The organism is Peribacillus sp. NPDC096540, assembly GCF_050278525.1.
Taxonomy (GTDB): domain Bacteria; phylum Bacillota; class Bacilli; order Bacillales; family DSM-1321; genus Peribacillus.
This window is the reverse complement of record NZ_JBNNTG010000026.1, coordinates 64,782-80,814: the sequence shown is the minus strand read 5'-3', so window position 1 is coordinate 80,814 and position 16,033 is coordinate 64,782. Positions and strand designations below refer to the sequence as shown.

General features: G+C 37.9%; 13 protein-coding genes, 2 pseudogenes and 2 riboswitches. Of the genes and pseudogenes, 8 read left to right on the top strand and 7 right to left on the bottom strand.

The genetic code is table 11. From position 1 onward, the window contains the following. Positions 1–7: 7 nt before the first annotated feature. Both cobJ and ACQKMR_RS20160 read right to left on the bottom strand, forming a co-directional pair. Positions 8–1,663 carry a precorrin-3B C(17)-methyltransferase gene (gene cobJ, locus ACQKMR_RS20165; RefSeq protein ID WP_427698908.1) on the bottom strand — a complete coding sequence of 552 codons (1,656 nt, stop codon included), beginning with the start codon at positions 1,661–1,663 and terminating at the stop codon, positions 8–10. Between the two features lie 14 nt (positions 1,664–1,677). Beyond that, positions 1,678–2,046, bottom strand: a complete 369-nt coding sequence (locus ACQKMR_RS20160; RefSeq protein ID WP_427698907.1) for a (2Fe-2S) ferredoxin domain-containing protein — start codon at positions 2,044–2,046, stop codon at positions 1,678–1,680. Positions 2,047–2,197: 151 nt separating this feature from the next. Beyond that, positions 2,198–2,387: riboswitch (cobalamin riboswitch) on the bottom strand. Positions 2,388–2,601: 214 nt separating this feature from the next. Beyond that, positions 2,602–2,797, top strand: a riboswitch (cobalamin riboswitch). On the opposite strand from ACQKMR_RS20160, the gene ACQKMR_RS20155 reads away from it, so the two are divergent. From ACQKMR_RS20155 to ACQKMR_RS20135, 5 genes are all read left to right on the top strand, one after another. After that, positions 2,781–2,954 carry a hypothetical protein gene (locus ACQKMR_RS20155; protein ID WP_427698906.1) on the top strand — a complete coding sequence of 58 codons (174 nt, stop codon included), beginning with the start codon at positions 2,781–2,783 and terminating at the stop codon, positions 2,952–2,954. It overlaps the preceding riboswitch by 17 nt. A 20-nt stretch (positions 2,955–2,974) precedes the next feature. Beyond that, the gene (locus ACQKMR_RS20150; protein WP_427698905.1) at positions 2,975–3,718 is read left to right on the top strand and encodes an energy-coupling factor ABC transporter permease; all 744 of its coding nucleotides are present in this window, start codon (positions 2,975–2,977) and stop codon (positions 3,716–3,718) included. 1 nt (position 3,719) lies between these two features. Further along, positions 3,720–4,031: an energy-coupling factor ABC transporter substrate-binding protein gene (locus tag ACQKMR_RS20145; RefSeq protein WP_427698904.1), complete on the top strand. Its 312-nt coding sequence runs from the start codon at positions 3,720–3,722 to the stop codon at positions 4,029–4,031. Beyond that, positions 4,018–4,794: a cobalt ECF transporter T component CbiQ gene (gene cbiQ / locus ACQKMR_RS20140; protein ID WP_427698903.1), complete on the top strand. Its 777-nt coding sequence runs from the start codon at positions 4,018–4,020 to the stop codon at positions 4,792–4,794. The genes ACQKMR_RS20145 and cbiQ overlap by 14 nt, the downstream gene beginning before the upstream one ends. An 18-nt stretch (positions 4,795–4,812) precedes the next feature. After that, positions 4,813–5,658, top strand: coding sequence for an energy-coupling factor ABC transporter ATP-binding protein (locus ACQKMR_RS20135; RefSeq protein ID WP_427698902.1), 846 nt, complete (start codon positions 4,813–4,815; stop codon positions 5,656–5,658). 187 nt (positions 5,659–5,845) lie between these two features. On the opposite strand, the gene ACQKMR_RS20130 is transcribed toward ACQKMR_RS20135, so the two are convergent. The 3 genes from ACQKMR_RS20130 to ACQKMR_RS20120 form a co-directional block, all read right to left on the bottom strand. Then, positions 5,846–6,067 carry a YozQ family protein gene (locus ACQKMR_RS20130; RefSeq protein ID WP_427698901.1) on the bottom strand — a complete coding sequence of 74 codons (222 nt, stop codon included), beginning with the start codon at positions 6,065–6,067 and terminating at the stop codon, positions 5,846–5,848. A gap of 409 nt (positions 6,068–6,476) precedes the next feature. Further along, positions 6,477–7,211 (bottom strand): polysaccharide deacetylase family protein, encoded by a 735-nt coding sequence (locus ACQKMR_RS20125; protein ID WP_427698900.1) that lies wholly within the window; start codon positions 7,209–7,211, stop codon positions 6,477–6,479. 286 nt (positions 7,212–7,497) lie between these two features. Next, positions 7,498–8,238 (bottom strand): TerC family protein, encoded by a 741-nt coding sequence (locus ACQKMR_RS20120; RefSeq protein WP_427698899.1) that lies wholly within the window; start codon positions 8,236–8,238, stop codon positions 7,498–7,500. Between the two features lie 623 nt (positions 8,239–8,861). On the opposite strand from ACQKMR_RS20120, the gene ACQKMR_RS20115 reads away from it, so the two are divergent. Together ACQKMR_RS20115 and ACQKMR_RS20110 are read left to right on the top strand one after the other, a co-directional pair. Further along, positions 8,862–9,107, top strand: a complete 246-nt coding sequence (locus ACQKMR_RS20115) for a hypothetical protein (protein WP_427698898.1) — start codon at positions 8,862–8,864, stop codon at positions 9,105–9,107. Between the two features lie 193 nt (positions 9,108–9,300). Continuing rightward, positions 9,301–10,372, top strand: a pseudogene (locus ACQKMR_RS20110) (IS3 family transposase). Positions 10,373–11,299: 927 nt separating this feature from the next. Here ACQKMR_RS20110 and ACQKMR_RS20105 read toward each other — a convergent pair. Further along, positions 11,300–12,970, bottom strand: a complete 1,671-nt coding sequence (locus ACQKMR_RS20105; protein ID WP_427698897.1) for a M4 family metallopeptidase — start codon at positions 12,968–12,970, stop codon at positions 11,300–11,302. A gap of 361 nt (positions 12,971–13,331) precedes the next feature. Here ACQKMR_RS20105 and ACQKMR_RS20100 point away from each other — a divergent pair. Beyond that, positions 13,332–14,436: pseudogene (locus ACQKMR_RS20100) on the top strand (IS3 family transposase). Positions 14,437–14,564: 128 nt separating this feature from the next. Here the strand turns inward: ACQKMR_RS20100 and ACQKMR_RS20095 are convergent. Continuing rightward, the gene (locus ACQKMR_RS20095; RefSeq protein ID WP_427698896.1) at positions 14,565–16,007 is read right to left on the bottom strand and encodes an alanine/glycine:cation symporter family protein; all 1,443 of its coding nucleotides are present in this window, start codon (positions 16,005–16,007) and stop codon (positions 14,565–14,567) included. Positions 16,008–16,033 lie beyond the last annotated feature (26 nt).

The window sequence follows — 16,033 nt, the reverse complement described above, 5'->3', positions numbered from 1 at the left end:
CTCTTGATTAGTCTTCACAAGGCGCAGGCTCTATTTTTATTTTGGGAGCAATGTCTTGATATAAATAGCCTTGTATCTTTTTCGCCCGTTTAAAATATTTAAATAGTCGTTCATTAGGATGGGCATTTTGTTTATATTCGTTGACAATGTTTGTAATTAATTCAACTAGTTGATCCGGTTCAATTCCTTCAGCAACAGGTTGACCAGGATGAGCAGTTCTGCCCACCGGTTTAGCTCCAAGGAATAAATCAAATTTCCCTTTTCGGAAAACGATCCCGATATCATCCATTACTGCACTATAACAAGCCATTCCACACCCATTAAAACCAATGTTCATTTCCTTAGGCATATCAATCCCACCAAGCACCCTCTGTATTTCATCCGCGTAAGGAATGGATTCCACTTTTTCACCATCACAGAAATCACAAGCTTTTAAGGTCAGTACATCCCCAATTGGCGATAATAAAAAGTTTGCTGTTTGCAATTTTCCAGTAATAACTTCTGGATCTGTTGTAGGAATCTTTAAAACGATTTTATGATTTGGCGTGTATTCCATCGTTCCTTTCTCTCCAACAACTTCTGCAAGTGTCATCATTTGTTTGGGAGTAAATTGCTTGTTCGCCACACCTGGGCTAACGGCAAGCTCGAATACCGACTCAATTTTTTGCTGAACAACTGGCGTAATAGATTGCTGGACTGTTTGACCCTTAACTTTTATGAGTGCTTCCATTGCCACTTCAAAAGAAGTGCGCTTTTTTTCTGGGGCTTTTGTAAGCAACCCAACTCCGCCAGTCGACTCGGTGTACGCTTCCTGTATAGATGCCGTTTCTTGATCTAATGCCCACGGTTCTGCTTCTTTTTGCAAGCGTTGATGCGGCTTCAATGGTTGCCTTTCCGAATTCAATGTATACTTTCTTTGATATCCACGTGGCGTGATGATTTTGTCATCATATAAAAAGGTAGATGAATTTCCAATAATGACGGTCGTTAGCATCCCAATATCGTGATTTAACATGTCTTTCAAATTGGTTATCACAATATCCTGACGATCGCGATAAGCACTTTTCACCAATCCGACAGGTGTTTCGGGCGAGCGATAACGCAGTAAAATTTTCTGTGTTTCAACAATTTGCCTAGTCCGTCTACCGCTTCGAGGATTATAAAGCGCAATGACAAAGTCAGCCATTGCAGCAGCCTCTACTCTTTTGGCAATAAGATCCCAAGGCGTTAAATGGTCACTGAGGCTGATGGTACAGGAATCATGCATAACAGGTGCTCCAAGTAAAGAGGCACATGAATTGATGGCAGAAATACCAGGAATGATTTCAATGGCTACTCCCGTTTCTTCTTTCCACCCTTTTTCAATCAATACTTCATAAACCAGACCAGCCATTCCGTAAACTCCTGCATCACCACTCGAAATTACAGCCACTTTCTTTCCCAACTCCGCCTGTTTCACTGCTTCTTGTGCACGTGATACTTCTTCAGTCATACCCGTACTTATAATCGTTTGATCTGTAAGAAGGCCCTGAATGAGTTCCACATATGTTTTGTAACCAATGATGAAGTCACTTTCTTGAAGGGCTTCTACAGCACGTTTGGTAATATGTTCAAAATTCCCTGGTCCAAAGCCAACGACAAATAATTTACCGTTTGTACTCATTTAGACATCTCCTTTTACGACTTGTCTTTTGAAATTCCTGTTTGAGGTGGAAAATCCGGATTAGGAGTCATTTCTCCATCAGTAAATTGGTAAAGCATCTGCGGAATAAACTTCTCTTCATCGATATTCCGGACAATCTCACGTCCAAAATCAGGTGAGTCCACTCGATACCATGTCCCTTGAGGATATGCAATCACAACGCAGGCATCCTTACACCTGCCGTTACAGCGAGTTCTAGTAGTATGAATTTTTTGATTCAGACCTTGTGAAGTAATTTCATCACGAATTGCTTGTGTTATTTCTTCGCCGCCTTTTTTCATGCAACTACTGCCGTTACAAATCAACAGATGCGAATTTGTGCCTTTCAAGTTCCAAGTTGTCATCTTCTTCCTCCTAAATTCTGAGAAAAGGCAAAATAAAAAACCTTAACTGTTAGAGTTAAGGTTTAAAAAAACTATATGAATAAGGAGCCTCCAGCAAGCAAGATGAAACTCTCAAAATTTCCATAGTTCTTCTACCTTTCCCTCCGAAAAGTATCACACAATTTTAAAAGCAGGTTTCCTGGCTTACGCTTCAATTTACTTTTGTCCCTTCCCAGCTTTATGCCAGTGGTTATCGACAATTTCATCAGCGTTACAGTAGCGGGGGCTGCATCGGATTCTCACCGATTTCCCTATTATCCCTTGCATATTCATACAAGAGCACTTTTAAATTGGAATATTTGGTTTTATAATCATACATTTCTAGTTAACTTTATCTATCATATACCAACTTTATCAAAATTCAATAGTTTATTCCGACTGTTTTGAAAGTTTAATGGTGATAATTCAGCTTCATTCCTTGCTTCTCTGCGATTTTATCCTTCTCAAAAAAAAATATATGAACGGAGTGTAGATGGAATCATTGCTTTATGATACACTAAACGAGAATTTTTCAAAAAATTACATAAGTTTTATGGTGCTGAATTTCTCGGAATTTAGCTTAATAGGGAAGTCGGTGTAAATCCGGCGCGGTCCCGCCACTGTAAAGGGAAGTCCTAATACGTAAAGAATAATCCACTGTCAAACTAGATGGGAAGGAAGTATGAGGATGATGATCCAGAGCCAGGAGACCTGCCATGAAGCGTAAAACTGTTTCAACCTACGAGGATGGGTGTGCGGATCAGGCAGATAAGGCTAATGTTTGGATTATGCTGCAAACTTACTGTTCATTACGCACTTCTTTCTTTTTGAGAGAAGTGCTTTTTATGTTGCCCGCCACTTCTCTTCTCAGCTTTAATCATTTTAAATAATAGCGTCGAAAGGAGAAAAAATGAAAAAAGCCAATTTGAAAATACTTTATTTTGTCATTTTACTACTCTTCATACCAAAGAGAGCAATGGCCATGCATATTATGGAGGGCTTCTTACCAATCGAATGGGCGATATTTTGGTGGGCTGTGACACTTCCATTTTTAATCTTGGGTTACCGTTCCATTAGGTCTAGAGTGAAGGAAAATCCAGAAACAAAAATGATGCTGGGTCTGTCCGGCGCATTCGTTTTTATTTTATCAGCCCTAAAAATCCCTTCCGTAACAGGAAGCTCTTCACACCCTACCGGCGTCGGTTTAGGTTCAATCTTGTTTGGACCGTTGGCCATGAGTGTCGTCGGTTCTATTGTTCTGTTATTTCAAGCTGCATTACTAGCTCATGGAGGATTAACTACGCTAGGAGCCAATGCTTTTTCCATGGCTGTTTGCGGACCGTTCATTGCTTATTTTGTATTCAAAGGCGCTACTAAATTAGGTTGGTCCTTCTCTATTGCTGTTTTCTTAGCAGCTGCATTCGGAGATTTGGGCACCTATGTGGTAACTTCCGTACAGCTTGCCTTAGCTTTCCCCTCGGAGGTGGGAGGATTTATGGCCTCATTTACTAAATTTGCAGGAATCTTTGCCCTTACCCAAATACCTTTAGCAATTAGCGAAGGTTTATTGACAGTCGTTGTCATGAATTTCTTGAAGAAATACAATCTAGGCGAATTGAAATTACTACGAGTGTTATCTAAGGAGGCTCGTTAACATGAAAAAAAGTTTATTGTTTCTTTTTCTAGTCGTCATACTGGCTATTATTCCGTTAATCACCCAACAAGGAACAGAATTTGGCGGAGCTGACGGAGCCGCCGAAGAAGCCATCACTAAAATCCAACCGGAATATGAGCCTTGGTTCAACAGTATCTGGGAGCCGCCAGGTGCAGAGACTGAAAGCTTATTGTTTGCGCTCCAAGCCGCGATTGGCGCCGGATTCATTGGATACTTCTTCGGCGTTATGCGACAAAAAAATAAACAGGCCGTTAAGGAACAGGCCGAACAGTCAAAGCATGTTACTGATTGATAAATACGCCTATTTCAATCGGCTAAAGCATGTACATCCTTTAGAGAAAATGATTTTCTCCCTCTCCCTTTTACTGTTTTCTTTAGCTGTGAGGGATATAACCGTTTCACTCATCACCTTTACAGTGATGAGTGCTTTTATCATTTTCGGGGCAAAAATCCCAATCTCTTATTATGTTAAATTACTCTTATTACCTGGACTTTTTGTACTATCAGGTACAATTACCATCCTTATTTCATTCACAAATAAAAATACTTCGGTACCAAATGTATGGTGGTCCTGGAATGTAGGCAGCTGGCAAATATTTATCAGCGAAGACAGTGTGAAAACGGTAATTGGTCTGATCGTTGTTGTATTAAGCAGTATCAGCTGTTTATATTTCCTAACCTTAACTACACCCATCACAGTCATTCTATATGTATTGCGAAAGCTAAAACTGCCTTCATTATTGATTGATTTAATCGAATTGACTTATCGCTTCATCTTTATTTTTTTAGATACAGCTATGGCCATTCATCAATCACAGTCATCACGGCTTGGGTATAGTTCGATGAAGAAGGGAATTCGTTCTCTCGGGTTACTCATATCTTCCTTGTTTTTAGGAGTGTTTCAGCGCTCTGAACAATTAACGATGGCAATGAACGCAAGAGGATATCAAGAAAACATTTCATTTATCGATGACTCTTACACATATTCCACGCGAAATTGGCTGATTACCATTGTGATTCTAGTTAGCTTAATCTTTATTTATAAATATACGTAAATTGGGGGCAGTTCGATAATGGAAGAACATATTTTTAATATAGATGGACTCACCCATCAATTCGCAGATGGGACGTTCGCATTAAAAGATCTTTCTCTTACGATTCAAAAAGGTAAAAAAATTGCTTTATTAGGCAATAATGGGGCCGGTAAATCCACCTTATTCCAACATTTAAACGGTCTATTAAAACCAACAACCGGTACCATCAGTTTTAAGGGAAAGAAATTAAAATATGACCGAAAAACACTATTATTATTACGAAAACAAGTCGGAATCATTTTTCAAGACCCAGATTCTCAGCTTTTTTCCGCTAATGTACAACAGGATATATCGTTTGGACCGATGAACCTAGGTTGGGATAGAGATGTAGTGCGGGAGAAAGTTGAATGGGCGATGTCCCAAACAGAAGTAACAGAATTGAAAGATAAGCCCACCCATTTTTTGAGCTTAGGACAAAAGAAGCGCGTCGCTATTGCCGGGGTGCTAGCCATGGAACCCGAAGTCTGGATCTTGGATGAGCCTACGGCAGGATTGGATTCTTATTTTTCCAAACAGATTATGGCTCTGCTGGATAACATCCATCTCCCTGATAAAACTATTATTTTATCAACTCATGATGTTAATCTAGCCTATCAATGGGCTAACGAAATCATTGTCATGAACGATGGAAAGGTCATTTATCAAGGAGATCCTGTCACTATTTTTCATCATGAAGACCTTTTGTATCAAGCACATTTAGAAAAACCATGGATATTTGAAATGTTTCAATCTCTTATTCAATCAAAGATATTTACAAAAGAAGACCCTGCCCCTAGAACGAAGGAAGAATTACTTCAAAAAATGGAGATTGAAAAGGTTTATTAAGAAGAAATCCCTAGCCTGTTTCGTTAGTTCAACAGACTAGGGGATATATTGGAGATATTCTTCACTATCCAGGTAATTGAGTCGGTATCCAAATACCTGGATAGTTTTATCCTCAGAGAAAAACAAGTTGCTGCAAAGTATCACTTTTGAAAGTTCATGCATGTCCTGTTATTTCTTCTTAATTAGTTTATTGGCTTTCTTCTTCAGCCTCTTCCCCTTTTATCTCAATATCCTTTCCCTCTACATCGTCAACGACTGCTTTTATTTCACCCTCCGTATAAGTATCTGAAACTTGTTCGTGGGTGGTAGCCAGACCCGAGGACAATGTATCCTTTCGTTTATAATCACTGACGTCATAAATTCTTCCAGCAATATCTAAAGAATCCTTTTTTGATTCCTTGCTATCCATTGAATTCACTCCTTATTTCGAATTATTTTTAACTTGCAATTTTTTAATAAAACAAGAAACTTGGTTTCATTTGTCATCTCAAATAGATTATTATCATAAAGTAATGACAAGGGTATTTTGTGTAAAAAATAATCCACTATTCAATAAAGTTTTAAAAAAACTGTGAAAAGGATTATTTATCGCTGAATTTAATCACCAGATGGTTCTTTCATATTTGGAAACATGAAAATTTGTTTCCATATCATTATTCCTATCCATTTTTATGAACTCCGTTATTTCTTCAAAAAGGGCCCAATTAAAATTAAAGAAAAGATGATTTCATCCTCCTATTTTATTTAATGTTTCCCTTGTTTCTGACCTATTATAATCACTATACTTTTCCCTTCGGGTCCAATAGAAGGAACTGCCTTCATTCTCTGTCAACTATCTTTGAAAAGTCATCAAGAGTAGTTGAATACTTGATATAGATTCGTGGTAAAAGATAGAGTTCGTCTTTAATACCCTTCTCAGAAAATGGTTCCGGAGTTGTCGTTAGTCCAAACAAATAGTATTTCTTCGTTTCAGTTATGACTTTGTCATTGAAAATCCCGTATGGATACGCAAGAGCATTAACTGGTTTGCCCGTTATTCTTTGAATTTTATCTTTGGACCCTTTCAGTTCATATTCATAATTTTTTATTTTCGTCAAATCAGGATGTGTAGCAGTATGAGACTGGATTGAGATGATACCCGAATCAGCCATCGCTTTTAGATCCAATTTCGATAATCGGTTTGACCGACCGATAAAGTCAGATATAACAAAAATGGTACCGGTTGGTTCAAAACGTTCGTTTTTCAGTTTTTGAAAGATAGCAAATGCATTCAGGTTGTTTTTGTATCCGTCATCAAAGGTAATGAAAATGGGTTTGTTTACTTTATTAATATCTTGCCACCGATCAAAAGTTAATAATGTGTAGCCATGGTCTCGTAAATAAATCATTTGTTTCTCGAAATTCTTTGGGGTTACATATAACTCCTTAGAACCGTGTCCATTAAACTCGTCAATCGAATGGTAAATTAAAATAGGTACTTTTCGTTGAGCAAAAACTTGTGATGGAAGAATGAAAATATGAAGACATAGGAAAAAAATTGCAATCTTTTTCATAAAACTCCTCGCTTTGTATCTTTTCAAATTATTGTTCCTCAAAAGCATAGTTCTATTATGATTTCTCTCATATATTATTTTATCTTCAACTTGATAACCTGTCCCTTTCGTTCTGTAAGTAAAAAAGAGGTTACTCCAGTAACCTCCCTTATTAAAGTAAAGCATCACTTAGTTGAACAAAACTTTTCACTTTATTACCCAATAATTCGAAATTAGGAAAATGAATGAACATTTGTCCATTTAAAAATCGCTTTTTTTTACAGATAAATATATATATTTTGTTGCTTCACAGTTTTTTTTCTGTTTTTCCTTTAGATAAAAACCATCCACCTAAAGCTATAAGAAACATAACTGACCAAAAGATTGTATTCCAAATGGGTCCTTCAACAAACTCGTGAGGAATTATGTGCAAGGATGGATGCGTAAGAGTATGCATTAATAACTTAACCCCAACCCAACCAACGAGTAACATTGCTGCTGTTTCAAGACTAGGGCGTTCCGTCAATATCTTAACGAAGTATCCTGCTGCAAACCGAATAACAATTAAACCTGCAATTGCACCTAATAAAATAACAATAAATTGAGCGCCATCCATCCCCCCAATTTCACCCATTGGTGTATCTGGCAGGGCTATGACAAGAGCTACAGCTGCTAAAATAGAATCAACAGCGAAGGCGATATCAGCTAATGCAATTTGCACAACAGTCATACGATAGCTTTTTCCTTTTTTCTCTTTTTCTCCGTGGTCCTTTTTTAGTAAATGTTTTAATGCGATGAAAATTAAATAAGCAGCCCCAATTGCTTGAACCTGCCAAACGTGGAAAAGGTACGAAATAATAAAGATTGCACCAATCCTAAAAATAAAAGCTAATAGCAATCCAATATTAATCGCTTTTTTTTGCAGTTCTTCTGGTAAATGTTTTGACATAATAGCTAAAACTAAAGCATTATCAGCAGATAATAAACCTTCTAAAAAAATCAAAATAATTAATACCCAGCCATACTCTAATAATAAAGAAAGCTCCATATTATCCCCCTATAAATTATCACTTCATAAGCCAGTATAAAGTATCCTCCATAAGATTAATCTTATTCCAATATTGTCCCATCGTACCACTTCCTTATTCAACTCAACTGCCCCTATAGTGGAATAAGAAAGGACCTATGCTTTTTTATGCTGATATCCTCCCACCTATAAACGAATAATTTTAAGATATCATCTACAAAATTAATAAACATGCTATCCACTATTTTAGCTCCCATTGCCTCATAGAAGTGGCAAGAACTATTTTTCTCTAACACTTTAACATTACCGAAATTGAAGTTTTAACTCTTAAATTTAGCAAAGAGTCATTTTAATAATTTTTTTCCTATCCCTAAACTTGAAGTTCTTTAAAATAGATATAAAAGTTACGTCCTCAAATCAGTTTGACAAGTTAATTCTTGTTTCACTAAAGAAGTAGGGAGTTGAAGAAGTCGATTTAATGAAAAATACGAAAATGATGGTTAGAGGCGATTAAATTTAACTAAGTTTTTGTCTTAGATGGTGAAAATTTTCCGGAATTTAATGGGCTCTGTATAGAGTTTTCGAATGTAGTTCTCTCTGGAAAATACACGTGGAATGGAATTTAAGTTGCATTTAATGATATTTTGTTTGGTGGTTTCGGTAATATAGCAGTAGAAGAAGAATACAATTGTGTCAAATCTAAAACCGATTTGGGGTACGAAGAAACAATAACCATACTTAATGAGATGTTGAAAAATTGCCATCCAAGTAATGAAGAAAAAATAATTCATGAAATAAGAGATGCAAAAATGAACATTGGTTCAACTATATTTGATTGGGTAGAAGAAATTATCCTTGATAATAAAAATGTAACCTTGATTTTACAGTAATTCATAAAAACAAGTAAAGGGTGGCGTTAGTTGAATTAAGTAGGGAACTTAATATATATCAAGAGTTCCTGAATCGTCTACACTTATCTGGACAGATATTTTAAGGGCAGCTACACTTAACTTACTACAGATAAGGGAGCACTCAAAATGACGAAAAGAGAACGCCGTATTCACTTCCGAATTTAAAAAACAGATGATTCAACTCTATCAAAGCGGAAAAACACGAAAGGCTCTTATTGAAGAATATGAACTTACTCCTTCTTCTTTAATCGGTGGATTCAACAGAGTGAAAACACAGGTTCCTTTAAGGAAAAAGATAACCGTTCTCCCGAGGAAAAGGAGCTTATCAAACCACGAAAAGAATTGAAACAGTTACAGATGGAGAATGATATTTTAAAGCAAGCAGCGCTGATACTAGGACGAAAGTAAACGTTATTAAGCGAAAAAAAGACAAATACTCGGTATCAGCCATGTGTAACGTCCTGGAGCTATCGCGGAGCACCCTATTACTACGAATCAAAAGAACGAAACTCAGAAAACGATGTCACACACGCCATTATAGAAATATTTGAAAAGAACCGTAAGGTATACGGAACACGTAAGATTAAAGTAGAGTTAATGAAGCTCGACCTAACGGTCTCCAGACGCCGGATTGGCCGGATTATGAAAGAACAAGGGCTTGTATCATCTTATACAGTCGCCCACTACAAACCGCAGCAATCCTCATGTAACGAATCAGTCCTGGCTAACGAATTAAATCGGGAATTTCAACAAGAAGAAGAGAAAAAAGTAGTGGTCAGCGACTTAACATATGTCAAAGTCAAAAATAAATGGCATTACATATGTGTCTTTGTCGATCTCTTTAATCGTGAAATTATCGGCTTTAGTACGGGACCTAATAAGGACGCCCAGCTTGTGGCACGCGCATTTGCATCCATCAAAGGAAACTTTCATGATATTCAGCTCTTCCACACAGATCGAGGGAATGAATTTAAAACCAAGCTAATTGATGAAACGTTAACCACGTTTAAAATTGGCCGTTCACTTAGTACGAAAAGTTGTCCATATGATAACGCTGTCGCGGAACGACCTTTAAAATCATTAAGACTGAGTTCGCCAATCAAAAAACATTTGCGAACTTATCACAGCTAACTCTCGAATTTGGAGACTACGTGAACTGGTTTAATAAGCTAAGAATTCATGGAACTCTTGGCTACTTAAGTCCTCTAGAATATAAAAAATTATCCATTAAAAAAGTTGTTTGATTTAGTGTAGACAATCCAATACGTGATAGTTTGTTCCGGTGGTACTGTAGTAAATAATGGTTAATTTTCTTAGTCTGGGTCTAGATAAATGAAGAGTCGATGTATCTTGTAATCCCGTATATCAAATACATTACAAAAGCGTCCTGCATGGGTGACTCCGACACGCCATTCTTTTCCATTGGAAGTAACACCAGAACTTGTACCCTCTACGACAACCCTGTCGCCTTAAAATATATAGTTAAAATAAGCATAGTCGTGGGTGATCGATTTAAAACCTGGTCCATTATTAACAAGTTTTTTGATTTCTTCCATTCCATTTGTAATTCCCATCTTAGGGAAATAGAGCTGGGCATCCTCGGCAAATAATTCAAGAAAGGCAGGATTGCCTTGGTCAGTTAGTTTAACCTACACGGAGATGCAAATTCCTGTTCCTCAACCAGACGGCATCACGAATTTACCTCCATTTGTTTATTTTGATGTTGATAACCGATTTACTGTAGTTCAAAGACAACGAATTAGAGATGCGATTAGGGTGTATTATTGCAATGGTTTAACCACCACAACCAGAAATGGAATTCTTAAACTGAATGTGTTATAACCCGAAACAATGTCCATCTCTGGCAGCATAGAGGTCAGTATTTATCTATGTATTGTTAATATAAGCAATCTATTTAAAACCCTCTATACTTAATAAAATTAAAGAGCCTTACAAAAGGCTCTTTAATCACTGTTACATCTCTTATTTATCATTCCTTACAAGTAGTGAACAGCACTCCACGTGTCCAGAGTGTATGTGGCAACACATGGGAGGCTGGTGAGACCATAACAAAAAATCCCCCAAATTCTGGGGGAACATAAAACGCACTTCAATATTCTTCTAAAATCCGCTAAAAATATTGATTCCTGCGGGCGGATCCAATTATATACTTAGTAAATTCCCACCGAATCAAATCCGGCAGCAGCTGCAGCCTCTTCCTTGCTGCCTTCACCATAAATATCAATTGCAGACTGAACAATAGCCTTACGAGCGTCACTAAAATCGGAATTTGGCGTTAAATAAACGCTTATTGCACGATAGTAGATTTGTCCTAACTTGTGCCTTCCAATTTCTTGACCAATCAAGTATGCAGCGTGGTTTGTAATCGAGGAGTTAACATGGACACCGCCGCCATCTACCGAAGTTGGCATGTGATAAAATTCATCCATATGAGCCGGATAGACTCCACTGCCATATGCAGCTCTTTCCGCATTACTTACTACAACACTGTTTGGATTACTCAAGCTGCGCAATCTCGTTACACCGTCAGCTTTAGCAGCTGGTGCCATAATATCCTCACCCATTTCCCAATCATCGTCGTCAACAAGTGCACCAAAGACGTCAGCAAATGATTCGTTTAGTGCTCCAGATTGATTGCGGTAAACTAAATTTGCTGTATGAGTGATGACGCCATGAGTCATTTCGTGGGCAGCAACGTCAAGACCGGCTGATAGTGGAATAAAGAACTCACCGTCACCATCCCCATAGGTCATCCAACGCCCATTCCAGGATGCATTGTTGTAATTATTGCCATAGTGGACCTTAGAAATGATTGCCATTCCTTCACCGTCAAGAGAATTTCGGCCATGCTCATTAAGGTAATAATCATATACCTTTTCCGAATTATAGTGTGCATCGACAAGAGCCCGATCATAGTCGCCGATAAATGCAGCAGAATTCCCCACATATAGAGTATCATTACTGGAACTATTATCATTTTTAGCATCATACGTAAGTATTCCATCAAGACCATTATGAGAGTAATCAGCTAACGCAAACTGGGTTCCAGATTTAGGTTCCTTCACTTGGGTAATATGTAATTCCCTGTGAGCACCATGTACCCCTTTTCCAGCACCTTTTTGTGTTTTCATTTCATCAGCATGCATTAAACCATTATACTTATCGATGATTTCTCCCGTGTTTGCATCCACAAAGACAAACCAGTTGCCAGGCTCATCCCCCATGAAGTTAACATTCACTTTATAAGCTGTATGATTCTCTCCTTCAAAAGGATAGACTACAAGCTCAGAAGTTGGCTCATACGTTAGCTCTTCAGGGGCATTGACAGATGATAATGCCTGCTTTAGTGCTCCATCACTGCTTAAGGAGGCAGTCGTGTCCACCGCATCATCGGCAATCGTCTGATTTACTCTTCCGTTGACGGATACGACTTCATTATTCTTATTAAAATGAACAATAACTTCGGATCCTTCTAAGTTCACTCCATTTATTGATTGATTAAAGCGAACGTGGGTCATACCGAGTTTATCTTTTTGTGAATCTTTTACTTTTAGGTTTTTATCTGGATTTTTAATTCCGGTTTTACCTTCGTTTTTCTTTAAATAATTTAGTGCATTGGAAGGGTTGCTAGAAGAGAATTTCTCAGCAAATCGCTCCTTCACAAAAACAGGAACGCTTGCCTTCTCATTCCACTTTTTAGAAGCTTGTACACTATTAGCCATCTTCGAATCAACCGGCTTCGCAAATACATTACCGGCTGGGATAGAACCTACCAACAACGCTGACGATAGAACTGCAGGAACAATAAACTTTTTCTTCAATATCGATACCTCCCATTTTTTACCATCAACTTTATTATAGATTAATAAAAGTTAATTTACATTAATATTTTAAATTATTTTAATTTTGTAAAAACTATCAAGAAAAACCCAGATGCTATCTTATGATAGGTACAATTTACCACTTGGCATGGTGATGAAATTAAAAATACCTCTAAATTTATTGGATTTTCTATAATCTAAGGACGAGCCTTTCTGTCGTGATCATTAATTTTTCACGAACATATCCCATTCAATCGACTCCCTTTACCTACAAAATGTAAATCCTGCCCTGCTACACTTATCTGGACAGAGGTTTTAAGGGCAGATACACTTACTCACTACAGATAAGGGAGCACTCAAAATGACCAAGCGAGAACGCCGTACGTTCACTTCCGAATTTAAACAACAGATCATTCAACTCTACCTAAATGGGAAAAACCGTAAGGCTCTTATTGAAGAATATAAACTTACTCCTTCTTCTTTAGACCGCTGGATACAACAGAGTGAAAACACAGGTTCTTTTAAAGAAAAAGATAACAGTTCTCCTGAGGAACAAGAACTTATTAAACTACGAAAAGAACTGAAGAAGTTACAGAAGGAGAATGATATTTTAAAGCAAGCCGGGCTGATACTAGGACGAAAGTAAATGTCATCAAACGGAAGGTATCAGCAATGTGTGGCGTCCTAGAGCTTTCACGAAGCACCTATTACTACGAAGCAAAAGAACAAACCTCAGAAGACGATGTCACAAACGCTATTTTAGACATTTTTGATAAAAACCGTAAGGCGTACGGAACACGTAAGATTAAGGTTGAATTAAAGAAAAGAGGCCTTCGGTCTCCAGAAGGCGAATTGGCCGGATCATGAATGAACAGGGGCTTGTTTCCTCTTATACAGTCGCTCAGTACAAACCGCAAAAGACCTCATGTAACGAATCAGACCAGGCTAACGGATTAAATCGGGAATTTCTACAAGAAAAAGAAAAAAAAGTAGTGGTCAGCGATTTAACATATGTCAAAGTCAAAAATAAATGGCATTACATATGTGTCTTTGTCGATCTCTTTAATCGTGAAATTATTGGATTTAGCACAGGACCTAACAAGGACTCCAAGCTTGTGGCAAGATCGTTTGCATCTATCAAAGGGAACCTCCGTGATATTCAGCTCTTCCACACAGATCGAGGGAATGAATTTAAAAACAAGCTGATTGACGAAACGTTAACCATATTTGAGATTGGTCGTTCACTAAGTATGAAAGGTTGCCCTTATGATAACGCTGTCGCGGAAGCGACCTTTAAAATCATTAAGACTGAGTTCGCCAATCAAACAACATTCGCAAGCTTAGCTCAGCTTACACTCGAATTTGGAGACTATGTGAACTGGTTTAATAAGTTGCGAATTCATGGAACTTTAGGCTACGTAAGCCCTCTAGAATTTAAAAAGTTATCACTTAAAAAAGTTGTTTGATTTAGTGTTGACAATCCATCCCTTTCTTAAATGTATACATATCAACTTTTATATTTAACAGTGCCTATACAAAAAAGCCTATAGACTTTGTCCCTAAAAAAGGGACTTTGTCTACAAGCTGAAAGGCCTTAATTTATCTTAAACTTTCGATTGCTTTTACTCTCATCCACATTATCGGATGGATTACCCCAACATTCCACATTCTTCAAACCTTTAATATTGTTAACATGGAAAACTGGGTTTTTTCCACTCTTCTTTTGTTTTTGATAATCGGCTAGTGCAGCAAATGCAATTTTTCCAAGTAAGGCTATCGCGATTAAGTTGATAATGGCCATTAACCCCATCAGCAAGTCAGCTAGACCCCATACAAACTTGAGTGAAGCAAGCGAACCGAAAATCACCATCCCGACGACTGCTATACGATATATGTTTAACCAAACTTTATTTTCATTAATAAAGCCAATGTTCGACTCTCCATAATAGTAGTTACCAACTATGGAACTAAAAGCAAATAACAGTACGATAATGGCAAGGAAAATGCCAGCCCAAGATCCTAGTGCCGTATCAAGTGCATTTTGTGTAAGGACTATACCATCTGTTTCCTTCGATGTATACAGGCCTGAAAACAAAATGATGAAGGCTGTCGAACTACAAATGACAAGCGTATCCACAAATACACCAAGAGACTGAATGAGCCCTTGTTTTACGGGATGACTGACATCTGCAGTCGCACCTGCATTAGGGGCACTACCCATCCCGGCTTCATTAGAAAATAGACCTCTCTTGATTCCTTGCATCATGGCAGCACCTAGTGCTCCACCAGCAACTTCCCTTAATCCAAAGGCATTTTCAAAGATTAATACAAAAACACCGGGTAACTCAGTAATATTCATGCCGATGACAACCAACGCTACTATCACATAAGCTCCTGCCATAATCGGGACGATGACTTCAGACACTTTTGCAATCATTTTAATCCCGCCAAAAATTATGACAGCCGTAACGAGAGCAAGGATGATTGCAGTAACCCACTTATCGATCCCAAACGATTCATTGAACGCGCTTGTGATCGTGTTGGCTTGTACAGAGTTGAAAGCAAGCCCAAATGTAAGCGAAATCAGTACAGCGAACGTGATACCCATCCAACGGGCATTCAATGCTTTTTCCATATAATAAGCAGGGCCACCTCGGAATGTATCGCCATCCTTGACCTTATAAATTTGGGCAAGTGTACTTTCAATGAAAGCTGAAGCTGACCCGATCAGTGCCATTAACCACATCCAGAAAACTGCTCCAGGACCACCCATTGTGATGGCTATGGCAACACCTGCAAGGTTACCTGTTCCAACCCGTGAAGCCGTACTGATACAAAAAGCCTGAAACGATGTCACACCTTTCTTATCCGCTGTGGCACCTTCCCCCAAAAGTCTGAACATTTCCCCTACCATTCTAAATTGGACAAACTTCGTACGAACGGAAAAATAAAGACCCGAACCAATCAGCATAATAATCAGTATTTTTGACCATAGTAAATCATTTGTTCCCTTAATAAAACTTTCTAACATCTCCATTAAAAACAAACCACCCCTAATTATTA